This is a genomic window from Pseudoxanthomonas composti (genome assembly GCF_004122095.1).
Lineage (GTDB): Bacteria > Pseudomonadota > Gammaproteobacteria > Xanthomonadales > Xanthomonadaceae > Pseudoxanthomonas_A > Pseudoxanthomonas_A composti.
The window spans coordinates 1-17,304 of sequence record NZ_SAWZ01000019.1 but is presented as its reverse complement, the minus strand read 5'-3'; the positions used below and the strand labels follow the sequence as shown (position 1 = coordinate 17,304).

Below are 17,304 nucleotides of genomic sequence, written 5' to 3'. Positions count from 1 at the left end.
GTCTTCTGCACCGGACGGATACCGACGATCTCGATTTCCTCGCCGACCTTGATCACGCCGCGCTCGATACGACCGGTCACCACGGTGCCGCGGCCGGAGATCGAGAACACGTCTTCCACCGGCATCAGGAACGACTTGTCGATGTCGCGCTCCGGCTCCGGGATCCAGGTGTCCAGCGCCTCGACCAGCTTCAGGATCGCCGGCACGCCGATCTCGCTCTGGTCGCCTTCCAGCGCCAGGCGGGCCGAACCGGAGATGATCGGGGTGTCATCGCCCGGGAAGTCGTACTTGCTCAGCAGCTCACGCACTTCCATCTCGACCAGCTCGAGCAGCTCGGCGTCGTCGACCATGTCGGCCTTGTTCAGGAACACCACGATGTACGGCACGCCGACCTGGCGAGAGAGCAGGATGTGCTCGCGGGTCTGCGGCATCGGGCCGTCGGCGGCCGAGCACACCAGGATCGCGCCGTCCATCTGCGCCGCACCGGTGATCATGTTCTTGACGTAGTCGGCGTGACCCGGGCAATCCACGTGCGCGTAGTGACGAATCGTCGATTCGTATTCCACGTGCGCGGTGGAGATCGTGATGCCGCGCGCCTTCTCTTCCGGAGCGGCGTCGATCGCGTCATAAGCCTTGAACTCGCCACCGAAACGCTCGGCGCCGACCTTGGTCAGTGCGGCGGTCAGCGTGGTCTTGCCATGGTCAACGTGACCGATGGTGCCCACATTCACGTGCGGCTTGGTGCGCTCGAACTTACCCTTTGCCATTGTCGTTATCCCTCAAATGTGTGTATGGATGCGATGCGGTACGCGATCAGTTCTTCTTGGTGACCGCTTCGGCGATGTTGGCCGGCGCTTCGGCGTAGTGGTCGAACTCCATCGAGAACGTCGCGCGACCCTGCGACATCGAGCGCAGCGTGGTGGCGTAGCCGAACATTTCGCCCAGCGGCACCATCGCGTTGATCTGCTTGCCGGACGGGTTGTCGTCCTGGCCCTGCAGAATGCCGCGACGACGACTCACGTCGCCCATCACGTCGCCCAGGTAGTCCTCCGGGGTGACGATCTCGACCTTCATCATCGGCTCCAGCAGGACCGGCGATGCCTTGGAGAAGGCTTCCTTGAACGCCATCGAGCCGGCGACCTTGAACGCCATTTCGTTGGAGTCCACGTCGTGGAACGAACCGTCGACGGCCTTGATGGCCACGTCGACCACCGGGAAGCCGGCCAGCGGGCCGCTCTTCATCGCGTCCTCGATGCCCTTACCGGCGGCGGCGACGTATTCCTTTGGCACCACGCCACCGACGATCGCGCTCTCGTAGCTGAAGCCCGCGCCACGCTCGGCCGGCTCCATCTCGATGACGATGTGGCCGTACTGGCCGCGACCACCGGACTGACGCACGAACTTGCCTTCCTGCTTGACGCCCTTGCGGATCGTCTCGCGGTAGGCCACCTGCGGCTTGCCGACGTTGGCCTCGACGTTGAATTCGCGCTTCATGCGGTCGACGATGATTTCCAGGTGCAGCTCGCCCATGCCGGCGATGATGGTCTGGCCGGACTCTTCGTCGGTCTTGACGCGGAACGACGGATCTTCCTGCGCCAGGCGACCCAGGGCCAGGCCCATCTTCTCCTGGTCGGACTTGGTCTTGGGCTCCACCGCCATGGAGATCACCGGCTCCGGGAACACCATGCGCTCCAGGGTGATGATGTGATCCTGCGAGCACAGCGTGTCGCCGGTGGTGACGTCCTTCAGGCCCACCGCCGCAGCGATGTCGCCCGCGCGCACTTCCTTGATCTCCTCGCGGTTGTTGGAGTGCATCTGCAGGATGCGGCCCACGCGCTCCTTCTTCGACTTGACCGGGTTGTAGACCGCATCGCCCGAACTCAGCACGCCAGAGTACACGCGGAAGAAGGTCAGCGAACCCACGAACGGGTCGGTCATGATCTTGAACGCCAGCGCCGAGAACGGCTCGTTGTCGCCCGCCTTGCGGCTGTCTTCCTTCTCGTTCTCGTCGATGCCCTGCACCGGCGGACGATCCACCGGCGACGGCAGCAGCTGGATCACGCCGTCGAGCATGGCCTGCACGCCCTTGTTCTTGAACGCGGTACCGCAGTAGACCGGCACGATTTCCACGCGCAGGGTACGGGCACGCAGACCTTCGATGATCTCCGCCTCGGACAGCTCGCCCTCGGTCAGGTACTTGTCCATCAGCTCTTCGCTGGCCTCGGCCGCAGCCTCGACCATGAACGAGCGCGCCTCTTCCGACCGGCTCTGCAGCTCGGCGGGAATGTCGCGGTACTCGAACTTGGTGCCCTGCGAGGCGCTGTCCCAATGGACGGCCTTCATCTTCAGCAGGTCGACCACGCCCTCGAAGCCGTCCTCGGCACCGATCGGCACCTGCATCGGCACGGCGTAGGCGCCCAGGCGCGACTTCAGCTGCTCCACGACCTTGTCGAAGTTGGCACCGGTGCGGTCCATCTTGTTGACGAAGGCCATGCGCGGCACCGAGTACTTGTTGGCCTGGCGCCAGACGGTCTCGGACTGCGGCTGCACGCCACCGACGGCGCACAGCACGAACACCGCACCGTCGAGCACGCGCAGCGAGCGCTCGACTTCGATGGTGAAGTCGACGTGGCCGGGGGTGTCGATGATGTTGAAGCGGTGCTGCGGCAGGGACTTGTCCATGCCGGTCCAGAACGCGGTGGTCGCAGCAGAGGTGATCGTGATGCCACGCTCCTGCTCCTGCTCCATCCAGTCCATCGTGGCGGCGCCATCGTGCACTTCACCGATCTTGTGGCTGACGCCGGTGTAGAACAGGATGCGCTCCGACGTGGTGGTCTTGCCCGCGTCGATGTGGGCCATGATGCCGAAGTTGCGGTAACGCTCGATGGGAGTGGTGCGAGCCACGACAGATCTCTCTCTATGTTGAAAGAACGCCGCATACGAAGATGCGGACAGGGGCGCTGATCACCAGATTCCTAAAGACCGAACGCCGCCTTGTGGGCGGCCTTCGGGGACTTGCGCGGCGATCACCGCGATGTAGCGCCTAGATGGCGCCTGGGGCCATGAACTCAAGCCCCGGCATTGCAATTACCAGCGGTAGTGCGCAAAGGCCTTGTTGGCTTCTGCCATACGATGGGTTTCTTCACGCTTCTTGATGGCGCCGCCACGGTTTTCCGAGGCGTCGACCAGCTCAGCGGCCAGCTTGCGCGGCATGGTGTTCTCGCCACGCTTGCGGGCCGACTCGATCAGCCAGCGCATGGCCAGGGCCATCTTGCGCGAGGAACGCACTTCGACCGGCACCTGGTAGGTGGCACCACCGACGCGGCGCGACTTGACCTCGACGGCCGGCGCGACGTTGTCCAGCGCCTTCTCGACCAGCTCGAGGGCATTGGGATTCTTCTCGCCGATGACGTCCATGGCGCCGTAGACGATCTTCTCGGCGACGGACTTCTTGCCGCTCAACATCACCATGTTGATGAAGCGGGCAATGGTCTGGCTGCCGTGCTTGGGATCGGGCAGGACGCTACGCTGGGGGGCGGAACCTTTACGCGACATTGTCTATTCCTCAGGCCTTCGGACGCTTGGCGCCGTACTTGGAGCGCGCCTGGCGGCGCTTGGCGACGCCGGCGGCGTCAAGCGAACCGCGCACGGTGTGGTAACGCACACCCGGCAGGTCCTTTACACGGCCACCGCGGATCAGGACCACGGAGTGCTCCTGCAGGTTGTGACCTTCGCCACCGATGTAGCTGATGACTTCTTCCTGATTGGTCAGACGCACCTTGGCCACCTTGCGCAGCGCCGAGTTCGGCTTCTTCGGGGTGGTGGTGTAGACGCGGGTGCAGACGCCACGGCGCTGCGGGCACTTGTCCAGCGCCGGAGAAGCGCTCTTGTAGGTCGCGGCCTGACGCGGCTTGCGAACCAGCTGGTTGATCGTTGCCATCTTGGTATATGGATTCTTGTGCTGGAAAGGCCCGACGCCTTTCGCGTGAAAACGACGGCAGGCCGCAATCCGGCCTGCCGAGACAGGAGAGTATAGCTGGCATGAAAAAGCGCCGTCAACCGACGTGCGCCCTGCCCTGCCATTGGCCCTTCCGAAGGCCGGGAACACGGGGGGCGTCCTGCCCCCCATTTCACCTGGCGCCACCCGGCCTTAAAGGACCGGGCGGAGTCCTGTGGCTATCAGGCCTGGTCGGAGTCCGACGGAGCCTCGGTGGCGGCCGGGGCTTCGGCCACGGCGGCCTCGGCACTGCCACCACCGGCCAGGGCCGCCATTTCCGACTCGGTCAGACCCGAGGCGTTGCGACGGCGCTGGTTGTGGTACGCCAGACCGGTACCGGCCGGGATCAGGCGGCCGACGATCACGTTCTCCTTCAGGCCACGCAGGCTGTCCTTGGTCCCGCGCACGGCGGCCTCGGTCAGCACGCGGGTGGTTTCCTGGAAGGAAGCCGCCGAGATGAACGACTCGGTCGCCAGCGAGGCCTTGGTGATGCCCAACAGGACCGGATCGGCCTGGGCCGGCAGCTCGTTGCGAGCGACCAGCTTGGCGTTCTCCTCGATCATCCGCTGCTTCTCGACCTGCTCACCGGCCAGGAACTTGCTGTTGCCCGCATCGGTGATTTCCACCTTGCGCAGCATCTGGCGGGTGATCACCTCGATGTGCTTGTCGTTGATCTTCACGCCCTGCAGGCGGTAGACGTCCTGGATTTCCTTGACCAGATAGGCCGCCAGCGGCTCGATGCCCAGCAGGCGCAGGATGTCCTGCGGCGAGGGCTCGCCGTCCACGATGGTTTCGCCCTTGGCCACGTGCTCGCCTTCGAACACGATGATCTGGCGGAACTTCGGAATCAGCTCCTCGTGCTCGGACCCATCGGTGTCCTTGATGATCAGGCGCTGCTTGCCCTTGGTGTCCTTGCCGAAGCTGATGATGCCCGAGCGCTCGGCCAGGATCGCCGGATCCTTCGGCTTGCGCGCCTCGAACAGATCGGCCACGCGCGGCAGACCACCGGTGATGTCGCGGGTCTTGGAGGCTTCCTGCGGCACCTTAGTGACCACGTCGCCCACGCCGACCGGCGCGCCGTCCTGCAGGTTCACCACCGAGCGCGGCGGCAGCAGGTACTGCGCCGGCATGTCGGTGCCCGGGATGTTCAGGTCATTGCCCTTGGCATCGACGATGCGCACCAGCGGACGCAGGTCCTTGCCCTGCGAGCCACGACGCTTGGGATCGGTGATCTCGCGCGAGGCCAGGCCGGTCAGCTCGTCGGTCTTCTCGATGACGGTGATGCCGTCAACGAAGTCCACGAACTTCACGAAACCAGCCACTTCCGAGACGATCGGGTGGTTATGCGGGTCCCAGTTGGCCACGGTCTGGCCAGCCTTGACCGCATCGCCATCCTTGACGGTGATGTTGGCGCCGTAGGTCAGCTTGTAGCGCTCGCGCTCGCGGCCATGGGCGTCCAGCACCGACAGTTCGCCCGAACGCGACACGGCGACCAGCGAGCCGTTGGCGTGTTCGACCGACTTGAGGTTGTTGAACTTCACCGAGCCGGTGGTCTTGACCGTGATGTTGTCCACGGCGGCGGCACGCGATGCGGCACCACCGATGTGGAAGGTACGCATGGTCAGCTGCGTGCCGGGCTCGCCGATGGACTGGGCGGCGATGACGCCGACCGCTTCACCGATGTTGACGATGTGGCCACGGGCCAGGTCGCGGCCGTAGCAATGCGCGCACACGCCGAAGTCCGAGGCGCAGGTGATGGTCGAACGGACCTTCAGCGACTGCACGCTGGCGTCTTCCAGCTTCTGCACCCACTGCTCGTCCAGCAGCGTGTTGCGGGTGACGATCGGATCCTCGTCGTTGCCCGGCAGGAACACGTCCTCGGCCACCACGCGACCCAGCACGCGGTCGCGCAGCGGCTCGACCACGTCGCCGCCTTCCACGATCGGGGTCATGGTCAGGCCTTCGGTGGTGCCGCAGTCGACCTCGGTGATCACCACGTCCTGGGCCACGTCGACCAGGCGACGGGTCAGGTAACCGGAGTTGGCGGTCTTCAGCGCGGTATCGGCCAGACCCTTACGGGCACCGTGGGTGGAGTTGAAGTACTCCTGCACGTTCAGGCCTTCGCGGAAGTTCGCCTTGATGGGCGTTTCGATGATCGAACCATCCGGACGCGCCATCAGGCCGCGCATACCGGCCAGCTGACGGATCTGGGCCTGGCTACCACGGGCGCCGGAGTCGGCCATGATGTACAGCGAGTTCATCGACTTCTGGTCGATGGTCTCGCCCTTGGCGTTCTGGACCTTCTCGGTACCGATGGTGTCCATCATCGCCTTGGCGATGCGCTCGTTGGTGCGCGACCAGATGTCCACCACCTTGTTGTAGCGCTCGCCGGCGGTGACCAGACCGGACTGGTACTGCTCCTGGATCTCCAGCACCTCGGCCTCGGCCTCGGTGAGGATGCCCTTCTTCTCGTCCGGGATCAGCATGTCGTCGATACCGATCGACACGCCGGCACGGGTGGCGTAGTGGAAGCCGGTGTACATCAGCTTGTCGGCGAACACGACCGTGTCCTTCAGGCCGAGACGACGGTAGCTGGAGTTGATCAGGCGCGAGATGTTCTTCTTGGTCAGCTCGACGTTGGCCAGCGCGAACGGCAGGCCATCGGGCAGGATTTCGGCCAGCAGCGCACGACCGACCGTGGTGTCCACGATCGAGGTCTTCTTCTCGCGGCCACCGTCCTCGTCGATCACCGTCTCGCTGATGCGGACCTTGACCTTGGCGTGCAGCTCGACCACGCGGTTGTCGTAGGCGCGCTTCACCTCGGCGACGTTGGCGAACACCATGCCCTCGCCCGCCTTGTTCTCCAGGGCGCGGGTCAGGTAGTACAGGCCAAGCACCACGTCCTGCGAGGGCACGATGATCGGCTCGCCGTTGGCCGGGGAGAGGATGTTGTTGGAGGACATCATCAGCGCGCGCGCTTCCAGCTGGGCTTCCAGCGAGAGCGGCACGTGGACGGCCATCTGGTCACCGTCGAAGTCGGCGTTGAACGCGGTGCAGACCAGCGGGTGCAGCTGGATGGCCTTGCCCTCGATCAGCACCGGCTCGAACGCCTGGATGCCCAGGCGGTGCAGGGTCGGCGCGCGGTTCAGCAGCACCGGGTGCTCGCGGATGACTTCTTCCAGGATGTCCCAGACTTCGCCTTCCTCGCGCTCGACCAGCTTCTTGGCGGCCTTGATGGTGGTGGCCAGGCCGCGACGCTGCAGCTTGGCGAACACGAACGGCTTGAACAGCTCCAGCGCCATCTTCTTCGGCAGGCCGCACTGGTGCAGCTTCAGGTACGGGCCGACCACGATGACCGAACGGCCGGAGTAGTCCACGCGCTTGCCGAGCAGGTTCTGGCGGAACCGGCCCTGCTTGCCCTTGATCATGTCGGCCAGCGACTTCAGAGGACGCTTGTTGGTGCCGGTGATGGCACGGCCGCGACGGCCGTTGTCCAGCAGCGCATCCACCGACTCCTGCAGCATGCGCTTTTCGTTGCGCACGATGATGTCCGGCGCATTGAGCTCCAGCAGGCGACGCAGGCGGTTATTGCGGTTGATGACGCGGCGGTACAGATCGTTCAGGTCCGAGGTCGCGAAGCGGCCGCCATCCAGCGGCACCAGCGGACGCAGGTCCGGCGGCAGCACCGGCAGCACGGTCATGACCATCCACTCAGGCCGGTTGCCCGACTCGAGGAAGGCTTCGATCAGCTTGATGCGCTTGGTCAGGCGCTTGAGCTTGGTCTCCGAACCGGTGCTGGCGATTTCCTCGCGCAGGGTCACCATTTCCGACTGCAGGTCGATCGTGCGCAGCAGGTCGTAGACGGCCTCGGCGCCCATCGCGGCGTCGAAGTCATCGCCGTGCTCCTGGCGGGCGGTCATGTACTGCTCTTCGGTCAGCAGCTGGCGGCGCTCCAGCGGGGTCAGGCCCGGCTCGGTCACCACGAAGGCTTCGAAGTACAGCACGCGCTCGATATCGCGCAGGGTCATGTCCAGCATCAGGCCGATGCGCGAAGGCAGCGACTTGAGGAACCAGATGTGCGCCACCGGCGAGGCCAGGTCGATATGGCCCATGCGCTCGCGGCGCACCTTGGCCAGGGTCACTTCCGTGCCGCACTTCTCGCAGACCACGCCGCGGTGCTTCATGCGCTTGTACTTGCCGCACAGGCACTCGTAGTCCTTGATCGGCCCGAAGATGGCGGCGCAGAACAGGCCGTCGCGCTCGGGCTTGAAGGTACGGTAGTTGATGGTTTCCGGCTTCTTCACTTCGCCGAAGGACCACGAGCGGATCAGGTCCGGCGAGGCCAGCGCGATCTTGATCGCGTCGAAGTCCAGCGTCTGGCGCTGCTGGTTGAAGAGGTTGAGCAGGTCTTTCATGAGTTTCTCCGGGATTCGGAATTCGAGATTGGGGATTCGTCAGAGCGAGGATCCGGGACCGGAGGAGCGGCATTGGCCACTCCCCGGTCCCCGACCCGCAATCCCGAACCTCAGTTGTCTTCCAGTTCCATGTTGATGGCCAGCGAGCGGATTTCCTTCACCAGGACGTTGAAGGATTCCGGCATGCCCGCGACCGTCTCGTGCTCACCGTCGACGATGTTCTTGTACATCTGGTTGCGGCCCTGCACGTCGTCGGACTTGACCGTCAGCATTTCCTGCAGGGTGTGCGCCGCGCCGTAGGCTTCCAGCGCCCAGACTTCCATCTCACCGAAGCGCTGGCCACCGAACTGCGCCTTGCCGCCCAGCGGCTGCTGGGTGACGAGCGAGTACGGACCGGTCGAACGGGCGTGCATCTTGTCGTCGACCAGGTGGTTCAGCTTCAGGTAGTGCATGTAGCCCACGGTGGTCTTGCGGTCGAACGCCTCGCCGGTGCGGCCGTCGTACAGCTGCATCTGCGTCTTGCTGGCGTTGAAGCCCAGCAGCTCGGTCTCCGGCGCGCCATCGGGGTAGGCCAGGTTGAGCATCGCCCGCAGTTCGTCCTCGTGCGCACCGTCGAACACCGGGGTGGCCATCGGCACGCCGTCGGTCAGGTTCTTGGCCAGCTCGATCAACTCCGCATCGGTGAACTGATCCAGTTCCACGCGATCGCCGGCCAGGGCCGAGTCGTGGTTGTAGATCTTGCCGAGGAACTCGCGCAGCTCGCTGACCGCGCGCTGCTGGTCGAGCATGTTCTGGATGCGCTTGCCCAGGCCCTTGGCGGCCCAGCCCAGATGCACTTCCAGAATCTGGCCGATGTTCATACGCGAGGGCACGCCCAGCGGGTTCAGCGCGATGTCCACGGTCTGGCCATCGGCCATGTACGGCATGTCCTCGACCGGCACCACGTTGGAGACCACACCCTTGTTGCCGTGGCGGCCAGCCATCTTGTCGCCCGGCTGGATGCGGCGCTTCACGGCCAGGAACACCTTGACCATCTTCAGCACGCCCGGGGCGAGATCGTCGCCGGCGGTGATCTTGCCGCGCTTGTCGGCGAAGCGACGCTCGAACTCCTTCTCGTGCGCCTGGATCTGCTTCTGGGCGCGCTCGATGGCGTCGGCAGCATCGTCATCCTTCATGCGGATGGCGAACCAGTCGGACTTCTTCAGGCCGTCCAGGTACTCGTCGGAGATGCCATCGCCCTTCTTCAGGCCGGGACCACCGTTGGCGACCTTGCCGACCAGCTGCGAACGCAGGCGGGCGAAGATCGCGCTCTCCAGGATGCGGAACTGGTCGTCGAAGTCCTTCTTGACGCGCTTGATCTCCGAATCCTCGATCTGGCGGGCGCGCTTGTCCTTCTCGATGCCATCGCGGGTGAAGACCTGCACGTCGATGACGGTGCCGTCCATGCCCGGCGGCACGCGCAGCGAGCTGTCCTTCACGTCCGAGGCCTTCTCGCCGAAGATCGCCCGCAGCAGCTTCTCTTCCGGGGTCAGCTGGCTCTCGCCCTTCGGCGTGACCTTGCCGACCATGATGTCGCCGGCGCGCACTTCCGCACCGATGTACACCACGCCCGACTCGTCGAGGCGGTTCAGCGCGCTCTCCGAGACGTTGGGGATGTCGGCCGAGATCTCTTCCGGCCCCAGCTTGGTGTCGCGCGCCACGCAGGTCAGCTCTTCGATGTGGATCGTGGTGTAGCGATCCTCTTCCACCACGCGCTCGGAGAGCAGGATGGAGTCTTCGAAGTTGTAGCCGTTCCAGGGCATGAACGCGATCAGCATGTTCTGGCCCAGGGCCAGCTCGCCGATGTCGGTGGACGGACCGTCGGCCAGCACGTCGCCACGCGACACCACGTCGCCCACGTTCACGCGCGGACGCTGGTTGATGCAGGTGTTCTGGTTGGAACGGGTGTACTTGATGAGGTTGTAGATATCCACGCCGGCATCGTGCTCGCCGGAGATTTCGTCCTCGACCACCTTGACCACGATGCGGCCGGCGTCGATCTGCTCGATCACGCCACCACGGCGGGCGTTCACGGTCACGCCCGAGTCGCGCGCCACGGCGCGCTCGATGCCGGTACCGACCAGCGGCTTCTGCGCACGCAGCGTCGGCACGGCCTGGCGCTGCATGTTGGCGCCCATCAGTGCGCGGTTGGCGTCATCGTGCTCCAGGAACGGCACCAGCGCCGCGGCGATGGACACGGTCTGCATCGGCGAGACGTCCATGAAGTGCACGTCCAGCGGCGGCTTGAGCAGCGACTCGCCCTGGAAGCGGCACGGCACGAACTGCTCGGTCAGCGCGCCCTTGGCATCGGTCAGGGCGTTGGCCTGGGCGATGACGTACTCGTTCTCCTCGATCGCCGACAGGTACTCGATCTCGTCGGTGATCACGCCGTCCACGACCTTGCGGTACGGCGTCTCGAGGAAGCCATACGAGTTGGTGCGGGCGTACACAGCCAGCGAGTTGATCAGGCCGATGTTCGGGCCTTCCGGGGTCTCGATGGTGCAGACGCGGCCGTAGTGGGTCGGGTGCACGTCGCGCACTTCGAAGCCGGCGCGCTCGCGGGTCAGGCCGCCCGGGCCCAGCGCCGAAACGCGACGCTTGTGCGTAACTTCCGACAGCGGGTTGTTCTGGTCCATGAACTGGGACAGCTGCGAGGAGCCGAAGAACTCCTTGATCGCGGCGGCCACCGGCTTGGCGTTGATCAGCTCCTGCGGGGTCAGGCCTTCGGACTCGGCCATCGACAGGCGCTCCTTCACCGCGCGCTCGACGCGGACCAGGCCCACGCGGAACACGTTCTCGGCCATTTCGCCGACCGAGCGCACGCGACGGTTACCCAGGTGATCGATGTCATCGACCACGCCGCGACCGTTGCGGATCTCGGTCAGGACCGAAATCACGTCCAGGATGTCCGAGGTTTCGCCGTTGGTGGCGACCAGGCGCTTGGACTCTTCCTCGTTGCGGACGCTGAAGTACTTGTGGTCGTACAGCACGGACTCGCCGGTGGTTTCCTTGCGGCCCACGCGACGGTTGAACTTCATGCGGCCGACCGAGGACAGGTCGTAGCGCTCGAAGGTGAAGAACAGGTTGTGGAACAGGTTCTGCGCGGCGTCCTTCGTCGGCGGCTCGCCCGGACGCATCATGCGGTAGATCTCGACCAGCGCCTCCAGCTGGGTGCGGGTCGGGTCGATGCGCAGGGTGTTGGACAGATATGCGCCACGGTCCAGGTCGTTGACCCACAGCGTGCCCACCGCTTCCACGCCGGCGGCGCGGAACTTGGTCAGCTGCTCGTCGGTGATCTCGTCATTGGCGTTGGCCAGCAGCTCGCCGGTGGACGCGTCGATGACGTCGTGCGACAGGATGCGGCCGACCAGATAGTCGTCCGGCACGGCCAGGGCGGCAACGCCGGCGGCTTCCAGCTGCTTGACGTGGCGCGCGGTGATGCGCTTGCCGGCTTCCACGATGACCTTGTCGCCGTCGGCCAGGTCGAAGCCCAGCGTTTCGCCACGCAGGCGCTCGGCCACCAGCTCCAGCTGCACGCCTTCGCTGAGGATGTGGAAGGTGTTGATCTCGAAGAAGTGGTTGAGCATCTCCTCGTTGGAGTAGCCCAGCGCGCGCAGCAGGATCGTGACCGGCAGCTTGCGGCGACGGTCGATACGGGTGAACAGCGCGTCCTTCGGGTCGAACTCGAAGTCCAGCCAGGAGCCGCGGTAAGGAATGATGCGGGCGCTGTACAGCAGCTTGCCCGAGCTGTGGGTCTTGCCACGGTCGTGGTCGAAGAACACACCCGGCGAGCGGTGCAGCTGGGAGACGATGACGCGCTCGGTGCCGTTGACGATGAAGGTGCCGTTCTCGGTCATGAGCGGAATCTCGCCCAGATAGACCTCCTGCTCCTTTACGTACTTGATGGCCTTGGTCGAGGACTCGCGGTCATAGATGACCAGGCGCACGGTCACGCGCAGCGGCGCGCCGTAGCTCATGCCACGCTGACGGCATTCACGCTCGTCGAACACCGGCTCGCCCAGCTTGTAGCCCACGTACTCCAGCGCCGCGTTGCCGCTGTAGCTGGAAATCGGGAACACGGACTTGAGCGCGGCGTGCAGGCCACGGTCCTCGCGCTTGGCCGGCTCGATGTTTTCCTGCAGGAACTCGCGGTAGGAGTCGACCTGGATGGCGAGCAGGAACGGGACCTCGAGGATCGACCGCTGCTTGCCGAAGTCCTTACGGATGCGCTTCTTCTCGGTGAACGAGTATGTCGTCATGTGACTGTGCCTCTGGCATCGGGGGGCAGCGCGTCCGCTACCCCGGGGAACATTCATTGCGAATGGGGAGAACTGTCAGTTGGAAGTCGCTGGTATTGCCGGCACCAGCACGCCATCTCCCGCTACTTCCAACTACCAACTCGTGGGTTTCTTGACCACGTCAAGCTGAGCTAGGACTGCAACTTGCTGATCTACAACATCACTGCATACGACCGCCGGGCTCGGTGACCGCCCGCCACGCGGTTTACAACACCTCATTGGAACAACGACCGAAGGCCAGGGGCTTGCGCCCCCGGCCTTTGGATGTCGCCGATGGAACCTGGCGACGAATTGCGATTACTTCAGCTCGACCGAAGCGCCGATGGCCTCGAAATCCTTCTTGGCCTTCTCGGCATCTTCCTTCGACAGGCCTTCCTTCAGGACGCCGCCGGCCTCGGTGAGGTCCTTGGCTTCCTTCAGGCCCAGGCCGGTCACGGCGCGCACGGCCTTGATGACGTCGACCTTCTTGTCGCCAGCGCTCTTCAGCACCAGGGTGAACTCGGTCTGCTCTTCGACGGCGGCGGCCGGGCCAGCGGCGGCAGCCACGGCGACGGGGGCGGCGGCGGAGACGCCGAACTTGTCTTCGATGGCCTTGACCAGCTCCATCACTTCCATCAGGGACTTCTCGGCGATGGCGTCGACGATCTGCTCGTTGGTAAGGGACATTGTGATTACCTTTAAAAAGTTATCTGGAATGGGGTTCGTTGAACCGACAGGTCGAACTTAGGCCGTTTCGGCCGCTGCTTCTTCGGCAGGCGCCTGATCGCCACCGCCCTGCTGGTCGGCCACGGCCTTGACGGCACGGGCAAACATCGCGGCGGGTTCGGCCAGGGCGCGTGCGACCATGGCCAGGGCCTGGTCGAGCGTGGGCAGCGAAGCCAGGACTTCGACGTGGCTGGCCGGGTACAGCTGGCCGCCGACGGCGACGACCTTCGGCTTGAGCTTGTCGTTGGTCTTGGCGAATTCCTTGATCAGGCGACCGGCGGCGCCGGGCTCCTCGGTCGAGAACGCATACAGCAGGGGGCCGATCAGCGAGTCCTTGGTGCACTCGTATTCGGTACCTTCCACGGCACGTGCGGCCAGGGTGTTCTTGACAACGCGCAAGTACACACCGGTATCACGAGCCTGCTTGCGCATCGCGGTCATCTGACTGACCGTGGTGCCTGCGTACTCAACAGCAACCAAGGAGTGGGCCTTCGCGGCGACTTCTGCCAGCTCGGCGACGACTTCCTGCTTCTGGGACAGATTGAGAGCCATTAATCACTCCTCATTGTGAACTCCGCTCACGGCTCCTGCCGCTTGCGGTCCTGAGCAGCTCCCGTCCTTGGGGGCCGGGGATGCACGACACATCCCGGTGGTGGCCTTTCTGCCTGGCTGGACGGAGGTCTGACCAGAAAACTTCCAAAAGGCGGCACCATCTACGCGGGCGCGATTCCACTCGGAACCGGATTAAGCGATCTCGCTTCCATCGACGGCGACTCCCTGCCGTACCGAGCTTCCCGTGCCCGTCATCGATGTGCGCCGACCGCGCCTGCGGTCTTTGACGGCTGTCCGCGGCTTGCGCTGCGGACCGCCCTCAAATGCAGGAACGAGTGGGGAGGAACGAGGAACGAGTGGCGGACGGTGTCTCGCTTTTACTCGTTTCTCGTTTCTCGATACTCGTTCCTGTGTTTCTTACTTCAGGTTCAGCGACGACTGGTCCACGGTCACGCCGGGGCCCATGGTCGAGCTGAGGGAGATCTTCTGCAGGTACTGGCCCTTGGCGGTCGAGGGCTTGGCCTTGACCAGGTCGGCCAGCAGGGCCTGCAGGTTGGTCACCAGGGCTTCGTCCTCGAAGGAGGCCTTGCCGATGGTGCAGTGGATGATGCCGGCCTTGTCGGTGCGGTAGCGCACCTGGCCCGACTTGGCGTTCTTCACGGCTTCGGCCGGGTTCGGCGAGACGGTGCCGACCTTCGGGTTCGGCATCAGGCCGCGCGGGCCCAGGACCTGACCCAGCTTACCGACTACGCGCATGGCGTCCGGGGTGGCGATGACCACGTCGTAGTTCAGGTCGCCGGCCTGCATCTTCTCGGCCAGGTCGTCCATGCCGACAGCTTCGGCGCCAGCGGCCAGGGCTTCGTCGGCCTTGGCGCCGGCCGGGGCGAACACCGCCACGCGCACCGACTTGCCGGTACCGGCCGGCAGCACGGTCGAACCGCGCACCTGCTGGTCGGACTTCTTGGCGTCCACGCCCAGACGCACGGCCACGTCGATCGACTCGACGAACTTGGCCTTGGTGGCGCTCTTGAGAATCTTCAGGGCCTCGTCAACGGCGTAGGCCTTGCCCGGGGTCACGGCGGCCAGGATGGCCTTCTGTCGCTTGTTCATTGCCATGTGATTAGCCCTCCACCACCAGACCCATGGAACGGGCCGAGCCCGCAATCGTGCGCACCGCCGCTTCCAGCTCGGCCGCCGTCAGGTCGGCCTGCTTGGCATTGGCGATGTCTTCCAGCTGCTTGCGGGTGACCTTGCCCACCTTCTCGGTGTTCGGGCGCTTGGAACCGGAGCTGATGCCCGCGGCCTTCTTCAGCAGCACCGACGCCGGGGTCGACTTGGTCACGAAGGTGAAAGTACGGTCCGAGTAGGCCGTGATGATGACCGGGGTCGGCAGACCCGGCTCGAGCTTGGAGGTTGCAGCGTTGAACGCCTTGCAGAACTCCATGATGTTCAGGCCGCGCTGACCCAGCGCAGGACCGACCGGCGGCGAGGGGTTGGCCTGACCGGCCTTCACCTGCAGCTTGATGTAACCGACAACTTTCTTTGCCATTTCAATGTTCTCCGGGTACTAGCGCCTGGATTCAGGCTCCCCATCGGACCGGGAATCACGCGTCCCGGCATCGCGTCTTCTTGAACGCAGCGATGGCCACCCGAAGGCGGCCATGGCTCCCTTGGCGGAAATCCACGAGGGAGCCGCGCACTATATCAGGATTTCGTCAGGCGCGCTTGGGCGCCTGGACGGACCGTCAGGCCTTCTCGACCTGTCCGAATTCCAGCTCGACCGGGGTCGAGCGGCCGAAGATGAGCACGGCCACGCGCAGGCGGCTCTTCTCGTAATTGACCTCTTCCACCACGCCGTTGAAGTCGTTGAACGGGCCATCGGTGACGCGGACCATTTCGCCGGCCTCGAACAGCACCTTCGGACGCGGCTTTTCCACGCCTTCCTGCACGCGGTCCAGGATCGCAGCGGCTTCCTCGTCGCGGATCGGCAGCGGACGGTCGGCCGTACCGCCGATGAAGCCCAGCACGCGCGCGGTTTCCTTCACCAGATGCCAGGACTCGTTGTCCATGCGCGGGATGCCCGCCTCGTCGTGCGTCTCGATCTGCACCAGGACGTAGCCGGGGAAGAACTTGCGCTCGGAACGGCGCTTCTGGCCGGAGCGCATTTCCACCACTTCCTCGGTGGGAACCAGGACGTCGCCGAACTTCTCTTCCATGCCATTGCGGGCGATGCGATCGCGCAGGGCCTGGGCGACGGATTTCTCAAAGCCTGAGTAGGCGTGCACGACATACCAACGCTTCACTGCGGCTTTCTCCTCAACGACCCAGGGTGAACAGTTTTTCGACGAGCGCCTGAATGGCGAAGTCGAAGCCCGCCAGGATCAGGCTCAGGACCGAGACCACGATGGCAACAACCCAGGTCATGCGGATGGCTTCCTGGCGGGTCGGCCAGACCACCTTGCGCAGCTCGAAACGGGATTCGGACAGGAATTCGACCGTGTCCCGGCCCTTGGCCGTCGTGATGAACAGGCCAGCGCCCGCCACCAGCCCAACCACCACCGCCAGCGCGCGCAGCGGGGTCGCCCACTGGCCAGCGAACATCCACCAGACCACCAGCCCTGCCACCACCAGCGCCAGCGCAACGACGTACTTGGCCACGTCGCCTGCGGAGGCTGCCGTCTTGGATTGTTCGACCTTGCTGTTCATCCGGCTCTTATGCCTCGCCCACCTTGTCGACCCGACCGGCGAGGGGCAAAGGCCGGAGGGTGGCACGCCAGGAGGGACTCGAACCCCCAACCTGCGGTTTTGGAGACCGCTGCTCTGCCAATTGAGCTACTGGCGTACGGAAAAACACTGCTGCAGGACCCGATGCGACGTCCTGCGATTTACATCATCCCCAGACAACGAAGGCGGACCGAGGTTCCGGTCCGCCGTTCGCGGGATCAGGCGATCGGGTGACCGCCCAATCGCAAGGACCTTACTTGATGATCTTGGCGACGACGCCGGCGCCGACGGTGCGGCCGCCTTCGCGGATCGCGAAGCGCAGACCTTCGTCCATCGCCACCGGGTTGATCAGCGTGACCACCATCTTCACGTTGTCGCCCGGCATCACCATCTCGGTGCCTTCCGGCAGCTCGATCGCACCGGTGATGTCGGTGGTGCGGAAGTAGAACTGCGGACGGTAGCCCTTGAAGAACGGCGTATGACGGCCACCCTCGTCCTTGGACAGCACATAGACTTCGGCTTCGAAATCGGTGTGCGGCTTGATCGAACCCGGCTTGGCCAGCACCTGGCCACG

General features: G+C 64.7%; 13 protein-coding genes and 1 tRNA gene. All 14 read right to left on the bottom strand.

Annotation, left to right across the window (positions count from 1 at the left end; all coding sequences use genetic code 11):
* Positions 1–767 (bottom strand): elongation factor Tu (locus EPA99_RS18545; protein ID WP_129471694.1); only part of this gene is annotated, 767 nt, incomplete at its 3' end.
* A 46-nt stretch (positions 768–813) separates the two neighbouring features.
* Entirely contained in the window at positions 814–2,904 is a 2,091-nt protein-coding gene (fusA, locus tag EPA99_RS18540; protein WP_129472748.1) for an elongation factor G, read from the bottom strand.
* A gap of 183 nt (positions 2,905–3,087) precedes the next feature.
* Entirely contained in the window at positions 3,088–3,555 is a 468-nt protein-coding gene (rpsG, locus tag EPA99_RS18535) for a 30S ribosomal protein S7 (RefSeq protein WP_129472747.1), read from the bottom strand.
* A 10-nt stretch (positions 3,556–3,565) separates the two neighbouring features.
* Positions 3,566–3,940, bottom strand: a complete 375-nt coding sequence (gene rpsL, locus EPA99_RS18530) for a 30S ribosomal protein S12 (protein ID WP_129472746.1) — start codon at positions 3,938–3,940, stop codon at positions 3,566–3,568.
* Positions 3,941–4,179: 239 nt separating this feature from the next.
* Positions 4,180–8,412 carry a DNA-directed RNA polymerase subunit beta' gene (rpoC, locus tag EPA99_RS18525; protein WP_129472745.1) on the bottom strand — a complete coding sequence of 1,411 codons (4,233 nt, stop codon included), beginning with the start codon at positions 8,410–8,412 and terminating at the stop codon, positions 4,180–4,182.
* Positions 8,413–8,522: 110 nt separating this feature from the next.
* Positions 8,523–12,710 carry a DNA-directed RNA polymerase subunit beta gene (rpoB, locus tag EPA99_RS18520; RefSeq protein ID WP_129472744.1) on the bottom strand — a complete coding sequence of 1,396 codons (4,188 nt, stop codon included), beginning with the start codon at positions 12,708–12,710 and terminating at the stop codon, positions 8,523–8,525.
* Positions 12,711–13,046: 336 nt separating this feature from the next.
* A complete protein-coding gene (gene rplL / locus EPA99_RS18515) occupies positions 13,047–13,415 on the bottom strand; it encodes a 50S ribosomal protein L7/L12 (RefSeq protein ID WP_129472743.1) in 369 nt (122 codons plus the stop codon).
* Positions 13,416–13,472: 57 nt separating this feature from the next.
* Positions 13,473–14,006 (bottom strand): 50S ribosomal protein L10, encoded by a 534-nt coding sequence (rplJ, locus tag EPA99_RS18510; RefSeq protein WP_129472742.1) that lies wholly within the window; start codon positions 14,004–14,006, stop codon positions 13,473–13,475.
* 417 nt (positions 14,007–14,423) lie between these two features.
* Positions 14,424–15,122, bottom strand: a complete 699-nt coding sequence (gene rplA, locus EPA99_RS18505; protein WP_129472741.1) for a 50S ribosomal protein L1 — start codon at positions 15,120–15,122, stop codon at positions 14,424–14,426.
* Positions 15,123–15,126: 4 nt separating this feature from the next.
* Positions 15,127–15,555, bottom strand: a complete 429-nt coding sequence (gene rplK, locus EPA99_RS18500) for a 50S ribosomal protein L11 (protein ID WP_129472740.1) — start codon at positions 15,553–15,555, stop codon at positions 15,127–15,129.
* 196 nt (positions 15,556–15,751) lie between these two features.
* The gene (gene nusG, locus EPA99_RS18495) at positions 15,752–16,309 is read right to left on the bottom strand and encodes a transcription termination/antitermination protein NusG (RefSeq protein WP_129472739.1); all 558 of its coding nucleotides are present in this window, start codon (positions 16,307–16,309) and stop codon (positions 15,752–15,754) included.
* A gap of 13 nt (positions 16,310–16,322) precedes the next feature.
* Positions 16,323–16,712 (bottom strand): preprotein translocase subunit SecE, encoded by a 390-nt coding sequence (gene secE / locus EPA99_RS18490; RefSeq protein ID WP_129472738.1) that lies wholly within the window; start codon positions 16,710–16,712, stop codon positions 16,323–16,325.
* A gap of 60 nt (positions 16,713–16,772) precedes the next feature.
* A tRNA-Trp gene (locus EPA99_RS18485) sits at positions 16,773–16,848 on the bottom strand.
* A gap of 135 nt (positions 16,849–16,983) precedes the next feature.
* Positions 16,984–17,304 (bottom strand): EF-Tu C-terminal domain-related protein (locus EPA99_RS18480; RefSeq protein WP_484573119.1); only part of this gene is annotated, 321 nt, incomplete at its 5' end.